The organism is Nocardioides sp. (assembly GCA_037045645.1).
Lineage (GTDB): Bacteria > Actinomycetota > Actinomycetes > Propionibacteriales > Nocardioidaceae > Nocardioides.
Genome location: JBAOIH010000006.1, coordinates 64,130 through 78,394, shown reverse-complemented (window position 1 = coordinate 78,394; position 14,265 = coordinate 64,130). Strand labels below are relative to the sequence as shown.

The following is a 14,265-nucleotide window of genomic DNA, read 5'->3' as shown; positions in this document are numbered from 1 at the left end:
ACTTAACTCTCCACGGGGTTCTTCAGCTCAAATGGTCGACGGTCGCGGACGCTGCTCCGCCGGCCAGCGCGGCATAGCCCGGCCCGCGGTCGAAGAAGGCGTCATCACCCTGGCTCCAGGAGTGCCGACTGCTTCTTTCGGCCGAGGTGGCGGCCTGGTCGTACGACAACTCGTCGAGCGATCCGACGAGCACCACTCCATAGTCACGCAAGGCAGCCTCGGGTGACACCTTGTGCCAGACCACGTCGCGCACGACCAACTCGGGATCACGCGTCAGCGGGTCGCCCCAGCCGCCGCCACCGGTCGTACGGATCCGGATCACCTCACCGGCCTTGACCGGATCGGCGTCGGCGAGCGCGTCGGCCTCGCGTTCGTTCGGCCCTCCGGGGTCGATCGTGACCTGGAAGGGTGACCCGGCCTTGCCGCCCTTGACCCCCCAGCAGGCCAGGATCGACCGGTCGGCGATGGACATGAAGTGGGCGTCCTTGAGCATCCGGATGTGCTTCTCGTAGCCCAGGCCGCCGCGGTACTTGCCGGCGCCGCCCGAGTCCACCGCCAGGCTGAGCGACTCGACCAGGAACGGGAAGCGCGACTCGGTGAACTCGCTGGGCAGGTTGCGACTGTCGGGCACGACGTGGATGGTGTCCTCACCGTCGGCGTAGTAGCGCCCGCCCGAGCCACCGCCGAGCACTTCGCGCATCAGATAGGAGCGCCCGTCTCGGTCCTCTCCGTAGACGCCGGTGTAGCGGATGGTCTCCTGATCGGCCGGCATGTTGCCGTCGACCGCCTTGGCCACGACGCCGGCGAGCACCCCGAGCAGCCGCAAGATCACGAACGTACGCGCGTTGGTCGGGGCCGGGAAGATCGGCGTCAGCAAGGTGCCCGGCTCGGGGAACCGCATCTCGATCAGCGGGACGATGCCTTCGTTGACGTCGAGTTCGGCCATCCGCTCGGGCGTGTCGGCAAGGTTGCGCAGGATCGGCGCGAGCCACTTCTTCAAGAAGACGCCGTCGGCGTAGTCGCCGCAGTGGTTGATCGGTCCCTTGGCCTGCGGACTGGTGCCCTCGAAGTCGAGGATCAGGCGTTCGCCCTCAGGGTCGTCAGCCGCCGTGCGCGTCAGGGTGATCCGCTGCGCGTGCAGCTTGGGGTCGTCGACTCCGTCGTGCTCGGCGTAGTCCTCCCACACCCACGATCCGACCGGGATCTTGGCCAGGATCTCGCGCTTATAGGTGTCGGTGGTGCGTTGCAGGATCGCGTCGAAGCAGGACTCCACGGTCTCGACGCCGTAACGGTCGAAGAGTTCGCCGAGGCGGCGCGCACCCATCAGACAGGCACTGCACTCGGCGTCCAGATCCGCTGCCAGGGACTCCGGCATCCGGGAGTTGCGCGTCATGATCGCCAGTGCGCTGCGGTTGGGTACGCCCGCATCCCACAGCTTGATCGGCGGGACCATCAGCCCCTCTTCGAAGACACTGGTGGCGGCGCTGGGCATCGAACCCGGCACCGCTCCCCCGATGTCGTCGTGGTGACCGAAGGCCTGCACGAATGCCACGACCTTCCCGCCGCTGAACACCGGCACGGTGACGCACAGATCGGGCAGGTGCCCGATGCCGCCCTCGGAGCGATAGACGTCGTTGTGGAAGAACACGTCGCCCTCGCGCATCTCGTCGAGCGGGAAGTCGCGGGCGACCGGATGCACCAGCGCGGAGTAGGAGCGCCCGGTCAGCTTGCGCATCAGCCGATCGTGGATGCCCGCACGGAAGTCGTGCGCGTCGCGGATCATCGGGCTGCGGCTGGTGCGCGCGATCGCGGTCTCGACCTCCATCTCCACACTCGCCAGCGAGCCTTGGACGATCTCGACCAACACGGGGTCGACGCTCGCGCCGGCGTCGTCGGTGAGGAAAGCGTAGGGGAAGTCGGTAGGGGCGCGGCGGCTCACGGCTGCTCCTTGGTCACGATGATGTTGCCGAAGTCGTCGATGCGGGCGACGAACCCGGGGTGCAACGGCACGGTGGAGCCGAACTCCTCGATGATCGCGGGACCGCTGATCTGCTCTCCAGGGGCGAGTGCGGGTCGCCACAGCAGGGGCGTCTCCACGTAGCCCTCGTCGGGGTCGAAGCAGACCTGGCGTACGCCCCTCGCACGCGGCTCGCCGGTCGCGGCAACGCGGGCGATCTCGGGACGCTGGATCGGGCCGATCCCCGAGACCCGCAGGTTGACCCACTCGACCTGTTGCGTCGGATCGCCGGAGAAGTCGTAGCCGTACAGCGTCTTGTGTTCGGCGTGGAAGGCGTCCGCGACCGAGTCCAGGGCAGCCTGGTCCAACGCACCCTCGGGCACCGCCACCCGGACCTCGAAGGCCTGGCCGAAATAGCGCAGGTCGGCGGTGCGGGCGAAGACATGCTCGGCTTCGGCGAAGCCCTCCTTGGTCAGCGCCTGCGCGGCATGGCCGGCCAGGTCGTCGTACACCTGGGCGAGCGCGGGCGCGTCGAGTCGGTCGTGCAAGACCACGTGGGTCTGCACGTAGTCGTTCTTCACGTCGACGGTCAGCAGCCCGAACGCGCTGACGTTGCCGGGGTTCGGGGGTACGAGGACCGTCGGGATGCCGAGGATGTCCATCAGCCGGCACAACAGCAGGCTCCCGGAGCCGCCGAACGTGGTGAGGGCGAAGTCGCGTACGTCCAACCCACGCTTGACGGTGACCTGGCGCAGGGCGTTGGCCTGGTTCCACGCGGAGATTTCCAAGATGCCGGCGGCACATGCCTCGGGGCGCAGGGCCAGCCGCTCGGCGAGTGCTTCGATGCCAGCCGTTGCCGAGGCGGTGTCGAGCGGGATCTCACCGCCCAGAAGGTGGGGTGGGATGCGGCCCAGGAACACGTGGGCGTCGGTGATCGTGACCTCGGTGCCGCCCTTGCCATAACAGATGGGGCCCGGGTCGGCACCGGCGCTTTGTGGACCGACCTTGAGCGTGCCCTCCGGGCTGAGGTGGGCGATGGAGCCACCGCCCGCCCCGACTGTGACCACGTCGATCATCGGGATCTTGCTGGGGTAGACGCCCACCGAACCCTCGGTAGTCAGCGTCGGCTCACCTCCGATCACCACACTCACGTCGGTCGACGTGCCGCCGCCGTCACTGGTCAGCACCTTGTCGAAACCCGCGACCTGGCCGATCAGCGCGGCCCCGAGGGCGCCGGCCGCCGGACCGGACAGCACGGTCGTGATCGGCTGCCCCACGACCTCGTCGGCCGACAACACGCCGCCGTTGGACTTCATCACATAGAACGGGACGGGTCGGCCGGCCTTCTCCTCCAGCCGGGCCTTGATGTTGTTGACATAGCTGCTCAGCCGAGGCTTGACGGCCGCGTCGACGAGCGTGGTCATCGCCCGCTCGTACTCGCGATATTCGCGCAACACCTCGCTGCTCACGCTCACGACCGCCTCGGGGTGCTCCTCGGCCAGGATCGCGCGCATCCGATCCTCGTGGTCCGAGTTGGCGTACGCATGCAGGAAGCACACGCCGATCGTGTCGATGCCCTGGTCCTTGAACCACCGGGCCGTGGCACGTGCTGCTTCGTCGTCGAAGGGGCGCACCTCGGCGCCGGTGAAGTCGAGGCGGCCCTCGACCCCCCTGACCAGGTGGCGGGGCACGATCCGGTCCGGTTTGACCCAGAAGTACGAGTTGCCGTACCCGTCCGGCACGCTTTGGCGGGCGATCTCCAGCATCGCCTCATAGCCGGCGGTGGTGATGAACCCGAGGGCGTCCACCTTGCCTTCCAACAACTGGTTGGTCGCGACGGTGGTGCCATGTGAGACCGCGGCGATGTCGTCGTACGACGCGCCCTCGATCAGGTCCAGGATCTTGTCGATGCCTGCCAGGAAGCCGTCCGCCGGGTTGCTCGGCGTGCTCGGAGTCTTGGTGGTGACGGCTCTGCCGGAGCCCTCGTCGAAGGCGACCACGTCGGTGAAAGTGCCGCCGGTGTCGATGCCGATCCGGATGCGTCGCGCACCCGCCTGCGTGCCTGCCATTGGTCCAGTCAAGCGAGCCCGCGAACTGCCCGACCACGGCACAATCTGCCGACGGGGCGTGGATTCGTTGGTAGGTAATGCTCAGGCGAGCAGCATGGTGACCGTGAGCGTGGTCGGCTCCACCGCCAGCACCTCGTGGCGCAGCATGGCGGTGAGGTGGATCAGGTCGCCAGGCCGCAGGTCCACGGTGTGCTCGTCGCCGTTCTCGGTGTAGGTGAACCGGGCGTGGCCGCGCACCACCTGGATCACCACGGGGTGCGCTGCCGCATGGTCGCGCAGGTGGTGGCCTGCCCCGAACTCGAAGACGACGACGTGGGCGCTCTCGGTCTTCAACACCTTTTGCGCGTGGGGCCTGTTCTCGAAGGGTTCGAGGTGCCCGATCAGGCCCTCCACGTAGGTTGCCTGCTCGCTCATCTGATCCTCACTCACCTGTGGGCCGCTCGTTGTAGCCACCGGCCAGTTCCTGACCGGTCAACTCGGCGATGCCACCCATGATGGCATCGGTGACCTCACGACGGGCCTTTCCTGGAGGAACCCCGTCGTACTGGCCGGCCACGTGCAGCGGCTGGCCGAACTTGATGCTCACGCGGACCCAGGGGCGCGCGTACGAACTCCCGACAGGTTGCAGCCGGTCGGTGCCGATCAGGCCGACGGGGACGATGGGGACCCGGGCCGTCAACGCAAGTTGTGCCACTCCGGTGCGTCCGCGATAGAGGCGGCCGTCGCGCGAACGCGTGCCCTCGGGATAGATCCCGAACGCGCCGCCGGAGTTGAGGACACCGAGAGCGGTGTCCAGGCTGGTCAGGGCGGCGCGTGGATCGTCGCGGTCGACCGGAAGCATCCCCAGCCCCTCGAACCAGGCGCGACTGAGCGCGCCGGTGAGGCCGGTGCCGGTGAAGTAGTCGGACTTGGCCAGGAAGGCGACCTTGCGTGGCACGACCGCAGGGATCAACACACTGTCGGCGAAGGACAGGTGGTTGCTGGCCAAGATCACGCCACCGGTGGCGGGGATGTTGTCGAGCCCCTCGACGCGAGGACGATAGACGGCCTTGAGCAGAGGGGGAACGACGCGGCTGAGTCGCTCATAGAGCATGGCGTCCATCATGCCGTGTCCGCGACGGGGCCAGGAGCGGTGCCCGAAATAGGTGAGAGGCCCTCATAGGTATGAGCTACAAGGGCCTCTCGGGGTGATCTCACCGAACCGAGGCTCGGATTGATCGGTGATCTCGCGGACCGGAGTCCGGTTGATCGTGGTGGTCGGATCATGCTGACGCCTCCGGCCGATGCGCTCTTGTCCTCAGATCCCGGCGACGTCGTCAGCCTGTCACCGCGGCCCGTTCCACCGAAGTGGTTCGCACCGTGTGGATCCTCGTTTCCGAGCCATCCCGCCTCCCCCGGAGGGGCTGCGTAGGAGAAGTTCTACGTGAGTTCGGCCACTGTGCGCAAGCAGTTTCGGGAGGAGAATTTCATCCCCAGGACCGTCCACATTTTCCGGCTGTTCACCCACAGTCGAGCGGATCTTGTCCACAGTTTCGGACGCTTGCACACAGGTCCACTGCCACGATGTGCACAACATGTGCATTAGTGGTCTAGACCACTCGGACAGGCGCGCGCCATCGTTTCGAATGCCGCGGCGCTCTCCAGCAGTCGCCGATCCGTGCCGTGCGCGGCCACCAACTGCACGCCGACGGGCAGTCCCTCGGGCGTACGCCCTGCCGGCAGCGACAACGCCGGGCAGCCGGTGACGGTGATGAAGTAGGCCGAGCGCATCCACGCCAGATAGTCGGGCATCTCCTGGCCGTTGATGGTGCGGGGGAATTCCTGGTCGACCGGGAACGGCGGCACCTGAGACGTGGGCAGCACGAGCAGGTCGTACTCCTCGAAGAACCGGCGCATCGTCTCACTGAGCGCGGTGCGCTGGGCGTACGCCTGCGCCACGTCAGCGCCGGTGAGTGACTCCCCCGCCCTGATGTTCGCGGCCAACGAGGGCTTGAAGTCGTCGGGATGCTCGGCAAGCAGTCGGCCGAACTTCGCCTGGAAGTGCCAGGCACGCAGCGTACGGAAGCAGCCATCGGCGAGCGCCAGGTCGGGCGCTCGCGCCTCCACGTGCGCACCTGCACGTGCGAGGTCGTCGGCGAACCGGTCGACGACGGCCGCCACCTGGTCGTCGACGACGAGCGCGCCACCAAGGTCGGCGCTGACGGCTACCCGCAGCCCTGTCACCTCGGCACCCACCAGAGGGGGAGCAAAGCTGGCGCCGTCGTCGCCGAGCGCTTGCGGCGCGCGTGGGTCGGGCCCGGCCAGCACCGACAACAGCAACGCCAGATCGCCGACGTTGCGCGCCATCGGTCCGCCCACCGAGGTGGTCTCCCATTGGTTGTAGTGGGGCCATTCGGGCACCCGTCCCCACGACGGGCGCATCCCGACGACACCGCAGAACGAGGCCGGGTTGCGCAGCGAGCCGCCCATGTCGGAGCCATCGGCCAGCGGCACCATCCCGGCTGCCAACGCGCAGGCCGCTCCCCCGCTGGAACCGCCTGCGGACCGGGTCGGATCGACCGGGTTGCGGGTGACCCCGAAGACCCGGTTGAAGGTGTGCGACCCCGCCGCGAACTCCGGCACGTTGGTCTTGCCGACGAACACCGCACCCGCTCGCCGGATCCGCTCGACCAGCAACTCGTCGCGCTGCGGGACATGGTCGGCAAACAGCGGCGAGCCGTAGGTCGTACGCCACCCGCCCAGCGCGTGGGTGTCCTTCACCGCGAAGGGCAGACCATGCAGCGCCCCTACAACATCGCCGCGAGCCAGCGCGGCGTCCGCCTCCCCTGCCGCGACGTGGGCGCGTTCGGGATCGAGCGAGACGATCGCGTTGAGCTCGGGGTTGCGCTCGTCGATGCGGGCCAGATGAAGATCAAGCAACTCGCGAGCACTGATCGCGCGCGAGCGTACGGCCGCCGCCTGGTCGCGCGCGGTGGACTCGACCGTGACGTCCACGTCAGCGTCGCCAGAAGACGCCGCCGGCCACCACGCCGAGCAGCACCAGTCCCGCGCCGAGCGCGACCCCCTTGAGGAAGTCCTGCTGCGACGACGGTGCGGGGGCGGGCGGGGTGAAGACCTGACCAGGTGCCGCAGGCGCGTTCGCCGGCTGATCGGGGGTGCTGACGCCCATGGCCCCGCGGAGCACCGCGTCCACGTTGCCGAAGAACTCACCGGCCATCTTGCGCGAGACCGAGCTCAGCATCCGTTGGCCGACCCCGCCGATCATCCCGCCCACGATCGCGTCCGCCGCATAACCGATGCGGGTGGTGCCGTCACCGAGGTCGGTGAAGGTGACGTCGACATCGGCGCCGATCGTGCCGGGGGCTCCCGCACCGGCGAGCCTCATCACCAGGGACTCGTGCTCATGCAGGTCGCTGAGCTCGCAGGTGCCCGAATAGGTGCCCTTGATCGACGCCACACCAGCGGTGACCGTCATGTCGTACGTGTGCTCGCCGGTCGCGGCCAGTCGTTCGCAGCCCGGGATGGTGCGCACCAGCACCGCCGGGTCGAGCAGCGCGTCCCAGGCTCGCTCGACGGGTGCGTGAATGATGTTGTCTCCGGAGATCTTCATCAGGACTCCTTCATGGCATGGGCTCGGCGCAACTCGAACAGTTCGGACGGCGAGATCGGCATCGCGTGGATCGCCAGCCCCTCGGCGTCCTCGATCGCGGCGGCGAAGACGGCGGCCGAGGGGATCACACCTGCCTCACCGGCGCCCTTGATGCCCAACGGGTTCAGCGGCGACGGGGTCTCCAGGTGGTCGATGTCGAGCGAGGTCGGCACCTCGGTGACGTAGGGCATCAAGAAGTCCATGAAGGACGCGTTCAGCAACTGTCCGGATTCGTCGTACGCCATCCGCTCGTAGAGCGCGCCGCCGACGCCCTGGGCGACCCCGCCGTGGATCTGGCCCTCGACGATCAGCGGGTTGATCAGGTAGCCGCAGTCGTGCACCACGGCGTACTTCAAGATCTTGATCTCGGCCGTCTCGCGGTCGGTCTCGACGATCACCGCGTGCATGCCGCTGGCGAAGGTCGAGCGCTCGGGAGAGTGGAAGTCGCGCCCCTCCAGTCCCGGCTCGTCGTCCTCGGCCACCGGCGGCTTGCCCGGGTCGCCGACGGAGAACTGGGTGGCGGCCTTGGACGCCTCGTCGAAGGCGTAGCGCAGCGGATTGGACAGGACCGCGACCGTCCCGAGGTCGATCGAGGAGTCGGTGCCCTTCACCGACACAACTCCCTCGACGATCTCCAGATCAGACTCGCTGGCCTCTAACGCCTCGGCGGCGATCCGGAGCGCCTTCTCGCGCGCCCGCAACGAGGCGAGGTGGATGGCGGAGCCACTCATGACGGCGGCGCGCGAGGCGAAGGTGCCCACGGCGTACGGCATCTTGCGGGTGTCGCCCGTGGTGATCTCCACGTCCTCGAACTTCACCCCCAGCGTATCCGCGACGATCTGCGCGAACGCGGTCTGATGGCCCTGGCCCTGCGTGGTCAGGCCGGTGGCGACCTTGACCTTGCCGGAGGTCTCGATGTGGACGTGCGCGCCTTCGTACGGTCCCACGCCGGTGCCCTCGACATAGCAGGCCAGCCCGATGCCGACCGTACGTCCCTCGGCGGCCATCTCGGCTTTGAAGGCAGGGAACTCGTCCCACCCGATCAGGTCCTTGAGCTTGACCAGGGACGCCGGATAGTCGCCGGAGTCGTATTCCAACTCCCGGCCGTCCTGGAAGATCAGGCCCTGGTCGTAGGGGAACTCGTCGGGCTGGATGAAGTTGGCCTCACGGACCTCGGTGCGGTCCTTGCCCAGCGTCGCCGCAATCGCGTCCATCGTTCGCTCCATCACAAAGCAGCCCTGCGGGCGCCCTGCGCCGCGATAGGGCGTCACCATCACGGTGTTGGTGTAGAGCGAGTCGAAGACGACGCGGTAGTTGGCGGGCTTGTAAGGGCCGAGCAACTGGGTCGAGGTGATGATCGGCACGATCAGGCCGTACGGCGTGTAGGCGCCGTGGTCGTGCCAGAAGCGCACGTCGAGCCCGAGGATGCGTCCCTCGTCGTCGAAGCCGACCTCGACATGGTGCTCCTGGGCGCGCTCGTGCGCCGAGGAGATGAAGTGTTCGCGGCGGTCCTCGGTGAACTTCACCGGTCGACCGAGCAGCCGCGCGGCCATCGGCACCAGGAGTTCCTCGGGCCACGGATGGTTGATCTTGACGCCGAAACCGCCACCCACATCGGGGGTGATCACGTCAACCTGGGCCAGGTCCAACTGCAACTTGGCGGCGACGCAGCCGCGTACGCCCGTGGAGGTCTGGGTCGAGGACCAGACGGTCAGTCGGGAGGTGTCGCGATCCCAGCGCGCGACCGTGCCACGCCCCTCCAGCGGAGTGCAGGCGGAGCGTTCGACGAAGAGGTCGAGGCTGAGCGTGTGCGGCGCGGACGCGATGGCCGCACGGGCATCACCGTTCTCCTGCTCCAGATGCGCCCCGACGTTGCCGGGGACGTCGTCGTGGACGAGGCGCTCGGCTGACCGCGCTGCCGCGATGCCGACCACCGGCTCCAGGAACTCGTAGTCGACGCGGATCCGGTCGACCGCGTCTTCGGCGACATAGCGGTCCTCGGCCACCACGAACGCGATCGCCTCTCCGACGTAGTTCACCTCGTCCTTGGCCAGGGCATATTGGGTACGCCCGTGTGTCAGCGTCGGGTGCGGGATCAGCAGGGGCAACGGCTGGGCCATCGGACCGTCGAGGTCGTCGTAGGTCCAGACGGCATAGACGCCTTCGACGTCGAGCACACCGCTGACATCGATGTCGAGGATGCGTGCGTGCGCATGCGGAGATCGGAGTACGGCCGCGTGCAGCACCCGCTCGTCGGTGCTGAGCACGTCGTCGACATAGCGGCCCTGCCCGCGGACGAAGCGCTGGTCCTCCACGCGGGGCACCTTGGCGCCGAAGAGTTTGGTGGTCATCGACGCTCACGCTCGATCTCGGCCGCCCGCAACACCGACTTCACGATGTTCTGATAACCCGTGCAGCGACACAGGTTGCCCGCGATCATCTCGCGCGCCTCGTCCTCGTTCGGGTCGGGGTTTTCGTGCAGCCCGGCGGTGATCGTGGTGAGGAAGCCCGGCGTACAGAATCCGCATTGCAGGCCGTGACACTCGTGGAAGGCCTGCTGCACCGGCGAGAGTGTGTCGTCCTGGTCGGCGAGTCCCTCGACGGTGGTGATCTCGGCGTCGACGGCGGACACGGCCAGCATCAGGCACGAGCGCATCGGCCGACCGTCGATGAGGACCGTGCAGGCGCCACACACACCGTGCTCGCAGCCGACGTGGGTGCCGGTCAGCCCGCACTCGTGTCGCAACGCGTCGGAGAGCAGGCGACGAGCCGGAACGCTGATCTCGTGTGCGTTGCCGTTCACCCGCAGGCGGATGTGATGGCGCTCTTCGGTCATCGCGTGCTCCTCTCACGGGCGTCATCGATCGCGGCGGCGAGCACTCGCCGGCTCAGGGTCGAGACGAGGTGGGCACGGTAGTCGGCGCTGGCGTGGATATCGCCCAGCGGCTCGACGTGGGTCAAGGCACGAGCACCTGGGTCGTCAAGGGCATCCGTCACGTCAACGACCACTGGCACGTCACTGACGGAGACGAAACCCAGCCTGGCGCATCTCACCGTCTCGCCCTCGACCTCGACCAGCGCCCCGACCCCGACCAGGGCGTAATCGCCGTGGCGTCGCGCGACCTCGTCGAAGGCGACACCGCCACCGGGCGGCAATGCCGAGAAGTGCGCCTCCAGCGCGATCTCGTCATGGGCCAGCGTGGACTCCAAAGGTCCGGCGAAGAGTTCGGCGGCCGGGATCGTACGCGTGCCGGAGGCCGAAGCGACCGTGAGCGAGCCGCCCAGCAAGCTCAGCACCATCGGCATCTCGGCGGCGGCGTCGGCGTGTACGAGCGAGCCGACGGTGGTGCCGCGGTTGCGGATCGTGGCGTGCGCGACATGCGACAAGGCCGCGGCGATCAACGGTTGGACTCGCCGAGCCTCCTGGTGCGCCAGCAGGTCCGCATGGCGTACGAGTGCTCCCACTCGGACCCCGGCCGCGTCGACGCTGACGTGACCGAGATCCGGGAGAGCGTTGATGTCGATGAGCAGCGAGGGGGCTGCAAGACGCATCGACAAGAGAGGTACGAGACTCTGTCCGCCCGCGAGCACCTTCGCGTCCGGATCACTCGCGAGAGCGTGCAGCGCATCGTCGAGTGACGCCGGACGGAGGAAGGCGAACGGGGCAGGTTTCATCGAGTCTCGGGCTCATCCCCAAGCTGGGTCTGGGAGCCAGCCTGTCCGATCGTGATCACCGAGCCACCGTCGCGATCCCGCGCCGGTGCCATCAAGCGCGCCAGGTGATAGCCGATCACGATGATCAACGTACCGATGGCAATGCCGCCGAGCGTGAAGTTCTCGGTGACCGGGAAGAACCGGTCGGTGCCCAGCCCAATGCCCATGATCAGACCAGCCGCCACGGGGACCAGGTTGAGTGGACGGGAGAAGTCGACGTTGTTCTCTTTCCAGATCTTCGCGCCGAGCAAGCCGATCATGCCGTAGAGCACCAAGGTGATGCCGCCCAGGACAGCAGGTGGCGTCGCGTTGATGATCTGCCCGAACTTGGGCACCAGACCGAGCAGGATGGCGACTCCGGCGGCCACGAAATAGGCGGCAGTCGAATAGACCTTGGTCGCGGCCATGACCCCGATGTTCTCGGCGTACGTCGTGGTCGGCGAGCCACCGACGGCGGTCGCAATCACCGTGCCGACGCCGTCACCGGCCACGGCACGGCCCATCATCGGGTCGAGGTCGGTCTTGGTCATATCGGCCACGGCCTTGACGTGGCCGACGTTCTCGGCGACCAGCGCGATCACGGCCGGGAGCACCAACAACGCGAATCCGATGCTGAACGAAGGAGCGTGCCAGCCGACCTTCGCATAGCCGTCCGTGAATGCCTGGCTGCCCACCAAGCCGTCTGCGGTGTGCACGGGGAAACCGAACCAGTCGGCTTCCTTGACCATGGTCCAGTCCACGCGCCAGTGCTTCACCGCCTCACCGGCCGAGTCCGGCGTGACGGACGTGATCTGGCCGAACATCTTGTCCGCGAGGAAGGACACGACGTAGCCGAACAGCAGGCCGAGGAAGATCGCGATCCGGCCCGCGAAGCCGCGCAGCCCGACCGCCATGAAGATCACCGCGGCCATGGTGAGCAGCGCGATCCAATAGTCCGCAGGCATATAGACGTTGGTCGCCACCGGCGCCAGGTTGAACCCGATCAACATCACGACCGCGCCGGTCACGACCGGGGGCAGCACCCGGTTGAGCATGTCGGTGCCGACGAAGTGGATCAATGCGCCGACCAGCGCCAAGACGACGCCGGAGATCAAGATGGCACCGGTGACATCCTCCGGGCCGCCGTTTTGGGCGTAGATCGCCGCCGCTCCGCCGACGAACGCCGCGGAGGTGCCGAGATAGCTGGGCACCTTGCCCTTGACGATGAGCAGGAAGCAGATCGTCGCGATGCCGCTCATCATGATCGCCAGGTTGGCGTTGAGGCCCATGATCAGCGGGAAGACGAAGGTCGCGCCGAACATGGCGACAACATGTTGGGCGCCCAGCCCGACGGTCTTGCCCCAGGGCAGCCGCTGATGCGGCGCTACGGCCTCGTCGGGAGCCGGATCGACGACTTCCCACTTGAACATCGACATGTTCACATCCCTTTCGGTCGCGGAGCGCCCTGCCCCAATGGCCCGAGATGCCACAAACTAGTGGCGTCCATCACACACCTTGCATGGCAGGAGATGCCGAAGGAACACCGGACACGCTGGCAACGATTCGGCCACGAAGACTCTCGCGGGGCGTTAGTTGCCGATCTCCAGCACACGCAAGGCCACGGCGACATCGAGTCGCAGGTGCGGATCCGACGAGAGTGGCCCGAGGATGCGTTCGAGCTTGCCCACCCGGTAGCGCATGGTGTTGTAGTGGAAGAACTGCGCCCGCGCGGCTTCGGCCACGTTGAAATTCGTGTCGAGCAGGACGCGCAGGGTCTCGCGCAGGTCGCGAGCCTCGGGGGTCTTCTCGGCAAGCGGGCCCAAGATGTCGCAGGCGTACGCCGTGAGTTCGGCAGGATCGGGCACCAGCGCGAGCAGCCGGTGCAGCCCGAGTTGATCAAAGAAGGTGGTGGAGCCACCGCCGCGCACCCGGCGTCCGACTTCGACCGCGCGCCGGGCTTGCTGGTAGGCAGCCGGCAGATCGTCGGTGGACGAGGCGAGCCGGCTGACGCCGACGGAGAAGGGCAGGCGCCCTCCACCACGGTCGCCACTGACACCCGTGACCGCGCTGCGCACGACGTCGGCACCGGGAGGCAACCCGGGCTCGTCACCCACTGGCAGCAGCGTCACGACCTCGGACGAGAAGTCCACGCTCGGCGCAGAGCCGTCGAGGCCCGCACAGACCTGGCGCCAGGCTGCCGCGAACCGCTCCTGCCACTCCCGGCGACGTTCGCTCGACGCGTGCTCGCCGTCCAGCCCCGAGGGGTCGAGCTCGGCGGAGACCACGACCATCGGGCGATCCAGGTCCCAGCCGAAGGCGGCCGCATGCTCGTCGACGTACGCACGCGGACCCGCACGACCCAAGAAGAGGTCCCGCAGGAAGTCACCGCGGTACTTGTTCTGCACCGCGTTGATGGCCTCTTCCCTCGTGATCAACAACGCGGCCACCGTCGCGGCGCGTTCGAGCGAGTGGACATCATGCGCGGCCAGGGTGCCGCCGTGCTGGTAGGCGATCAGGCGTGCAAGGTCCATGCCGGCTGCGCCGACACGCACCATCAAGACGTCGCCATGGGGGGTGCTGGTGTTGGCGTTGGTGAGCATCCGCTCGACACGGACGCGGCCGGTGGGGTCGAGCAGGCCCGCCTGATCGAGCGTGGCGCGAGCCTCGTCGCCCAGATGAGCCGCGCGCTCGCGACCGTCGGTGGAGGTGACGATCACCTCGCAGCCGATCACCTCGCCGGCTTCTTGTGCGATCCGGTCGAGGTCACCGCCCTCCAACACGATGCGGGTCAGCGCGGTGTGCAACGCATCTGCCCGCGCGATCGCCGACGCGACATCCCGTCCCTTTATCAACTCTTGGCCCCTCTGAGTGTCCGGGTTGGCACTAACCCACATTCA

11 protein-coding genes are annotated in these 14,265 nt (G+C 67.7%); all 11 read right to left on the bottom strand.

The features are described from left to right. Positions 1-22 precede the first annotated feature (22 nt). The 11 genes from V9G04_16525 to V9G04_16475 all read right to left on the bottom strand — a co-directional run bounded on the left by V9G04_16525 (position 23) and on the right by V9G04_16475 (position 14,220). Positions 23-1,939 carry a hydantoinase B/oxoprolinase family protein gene (locus V9G04_16525; GenBank protein MEI2714847.1) on the bottom strand — a complete coding sequence of 639 codons (1,917 nt, stop codon included), beginning with the start codon at positions 1,937-1,939 and terminating at the stop codon, positions 23-25. Then, positions 1,936-4,026 carry a hydantoinase/oxoprolinase family protein gene (locus V9G04_16520; GenBank protein MEI2714846.1) on the bottom strand — a complete coding sequence of 697 codons (2,091 nt, stop codon included), beginning with the start codon at positions 4,024-4,026 and terminating at the stop codon, positions 1,936-1,938. The genes V9G04_16525 and V9G04_16520 overlap by 4 nt, the downstream gene beginning before the upstream one ends. A gap of 81 nt (positions 4,027-4,107) precedes the next feature. Continuing rightward, positions 4,108-4,440, bottom strand: coding sequence for a hypothetical protein (locus V9G04_16515; protein MEI2714845.1), 333 nt, complete (start codon positions 4,438-4,440; stop codon positions 4,108-4,110). A gap of 7 nt (positions 4,441-4,447) precedes the next feature. Continuing rightward, positions 4,448-5,131 carry a lysophospholipid acyltransferase family protein gene (locus V9G04_16510; protein ID MEI2714844.1) on the bottom strand — a complete coding sequence of 228 codons (684 nt, stop codon included), beginning with the start codon at positions 5,129-5,131 and terminating at the stop codon, positions 4,448-4,450. A gap of 476 nt (positions 5,132-5,607) precedes the next feature. Continuing rightward, positions 5,608-7,020: an amidase gene (locus V9G04_16505; GenBank protein ID MEI2714843.1), complete on the bottom strand. Its 1,413-nt coding sequence runs from the start codon at positions 7,018-7,020 to the stop codon at positions 5,608-5,610. A 1-nt stretch (position 7,021) separates the two neighbouring features. Further along, positions 7,022-7,636, bottom strand: coding sequence for a carbon monoxide dehydrogenase subunit G (locus tag V9G04_16500; GenBank protein ID MEI2714842.1), 615 nt, complete (start codon positions 7,634-7,636; stop codon positions 7,022-7,024). Beyond that, positions 7,636-10,026, bottom strand: coding sequence for an aerobic carbon-monoxide dehydrogenase large subunit (gene cutA / locus V9G04_16495; protein ID MEI2714841.1), 2,391 nt, complete (start codon positions 10,024-10,026; stop codon positions 7,636-7,638). Before cutA ends, V9G04_16500 begins: the two co-directional genes overlap by 1 nt. Beyond that, positions 10,023-10,511 (bottom strand): (2Fe-2S)-binding protein, encoded by a 489-nt coding sequence (locus tag V9G04_16490; GenBank protein MEI2714840.1) that lies wholly within the window; start codon positions 10,509-10,511, stop codon positions 10,023-10,025. The genes cutA and V9G04_16490 overlap by 4 nt, the downstream gene beginning before the upstream one ends. After that, positions 10,508-11,350, bottom strand: coding sequence for an FAD binding domain-containing protein (locus V9G04_16485; GenBank protein ID MEI2714839.1), 843 nt, complete (start codon positions 11,348-11,350; stop codon positions 10,508-10,510). Before V9G04_16485 ends, V9G04_16490 begins: the two co-directional genes overlap by 4 nt. Further along, the gene (locus V9G04_16480) at positions 11,347-12,804 is read right to left on the bottom strand and encodes a solute carrier family 23 protein (GenBank protein ID MEI2714838.1); all 1,458 of its coding nucleotides are present in this window, start codon (positions 12,802-12,804) and stop codon (positions 11,347-11,349) included. Before V9G04_16480 ends, V9G04_16485 begins: the two co-directional genes overlap by 4 nt. A 153-nt stretch (positions 12,805-12,957) precedes the next feature. Next, positions 12,958-14,220, bottom strand: coding sequence for a helix-turn-helix domain-containing protein (locus V9G04_16475; GenBank protein ID MEI2714837.1), 1,263 nt, complete (start codon positions 14,218-14,220; stop codon positions 12,958-12,960). Positions 14,221-14,265 lie beyond the last annotated feature (45 nt).

Coding starts and splice junctions, on each gene's coding strand:
- V9G04_16520 (MEI2714846.1), bottom strand. CDS start 4,026: ATGGCAGGCACGCAGGCGGGTGCGCGACGCATCCGGATCGGCATCGAC.
- V9G04_16515 (MEI2714845.1), bottom strand. CDS start 4,440: ATGAGCGAGCAGGCAACCTACGTGGAGGGCCTGATCGGGCACCTCGAA.
- V9G04_16510 (MEI2714844.1), bottom strand. CDS start 5,131: ATGATGGACGCCATGCTCTATGAGCGACTCAGCCGCGTCGTTCCCCCT.
- V9G04_16500 (MEI2714842.1), bottom strand. CDS start 7,636: ATGAAGATCTCCGGAGACAACATCATTCACGCACCCGTCGAGCGAGCC.
- cutA (MEI2714841.1), bottom strand. CDS start 10,026: ATGACCACCAAACTCTTCGGCGCCAAGGTGCCCCGCGTGGAGGACCAG.
- V9G04_16490 (MEI2714840.1), bottom strand. CDS start 10,511: ATGACCGAAGAGCGCCATCACATCCGCCTGCGGGTGAACGGCAACGCA.
- V9G04_16485 (MEI2714839.1), bottom strand. CDS start 11,350: ATGAAACCTGCCCCGTTCGCCTTCCTCCGTCCGGCGTCACTCGACGAT.
- V9G04_16480 (MEI2714838.1), bottom strand. CDS start 12,804: ATGTCGATGTTCAAGTGGGAAGTCGTCGATCCGGCTCCCGACGAGGCC.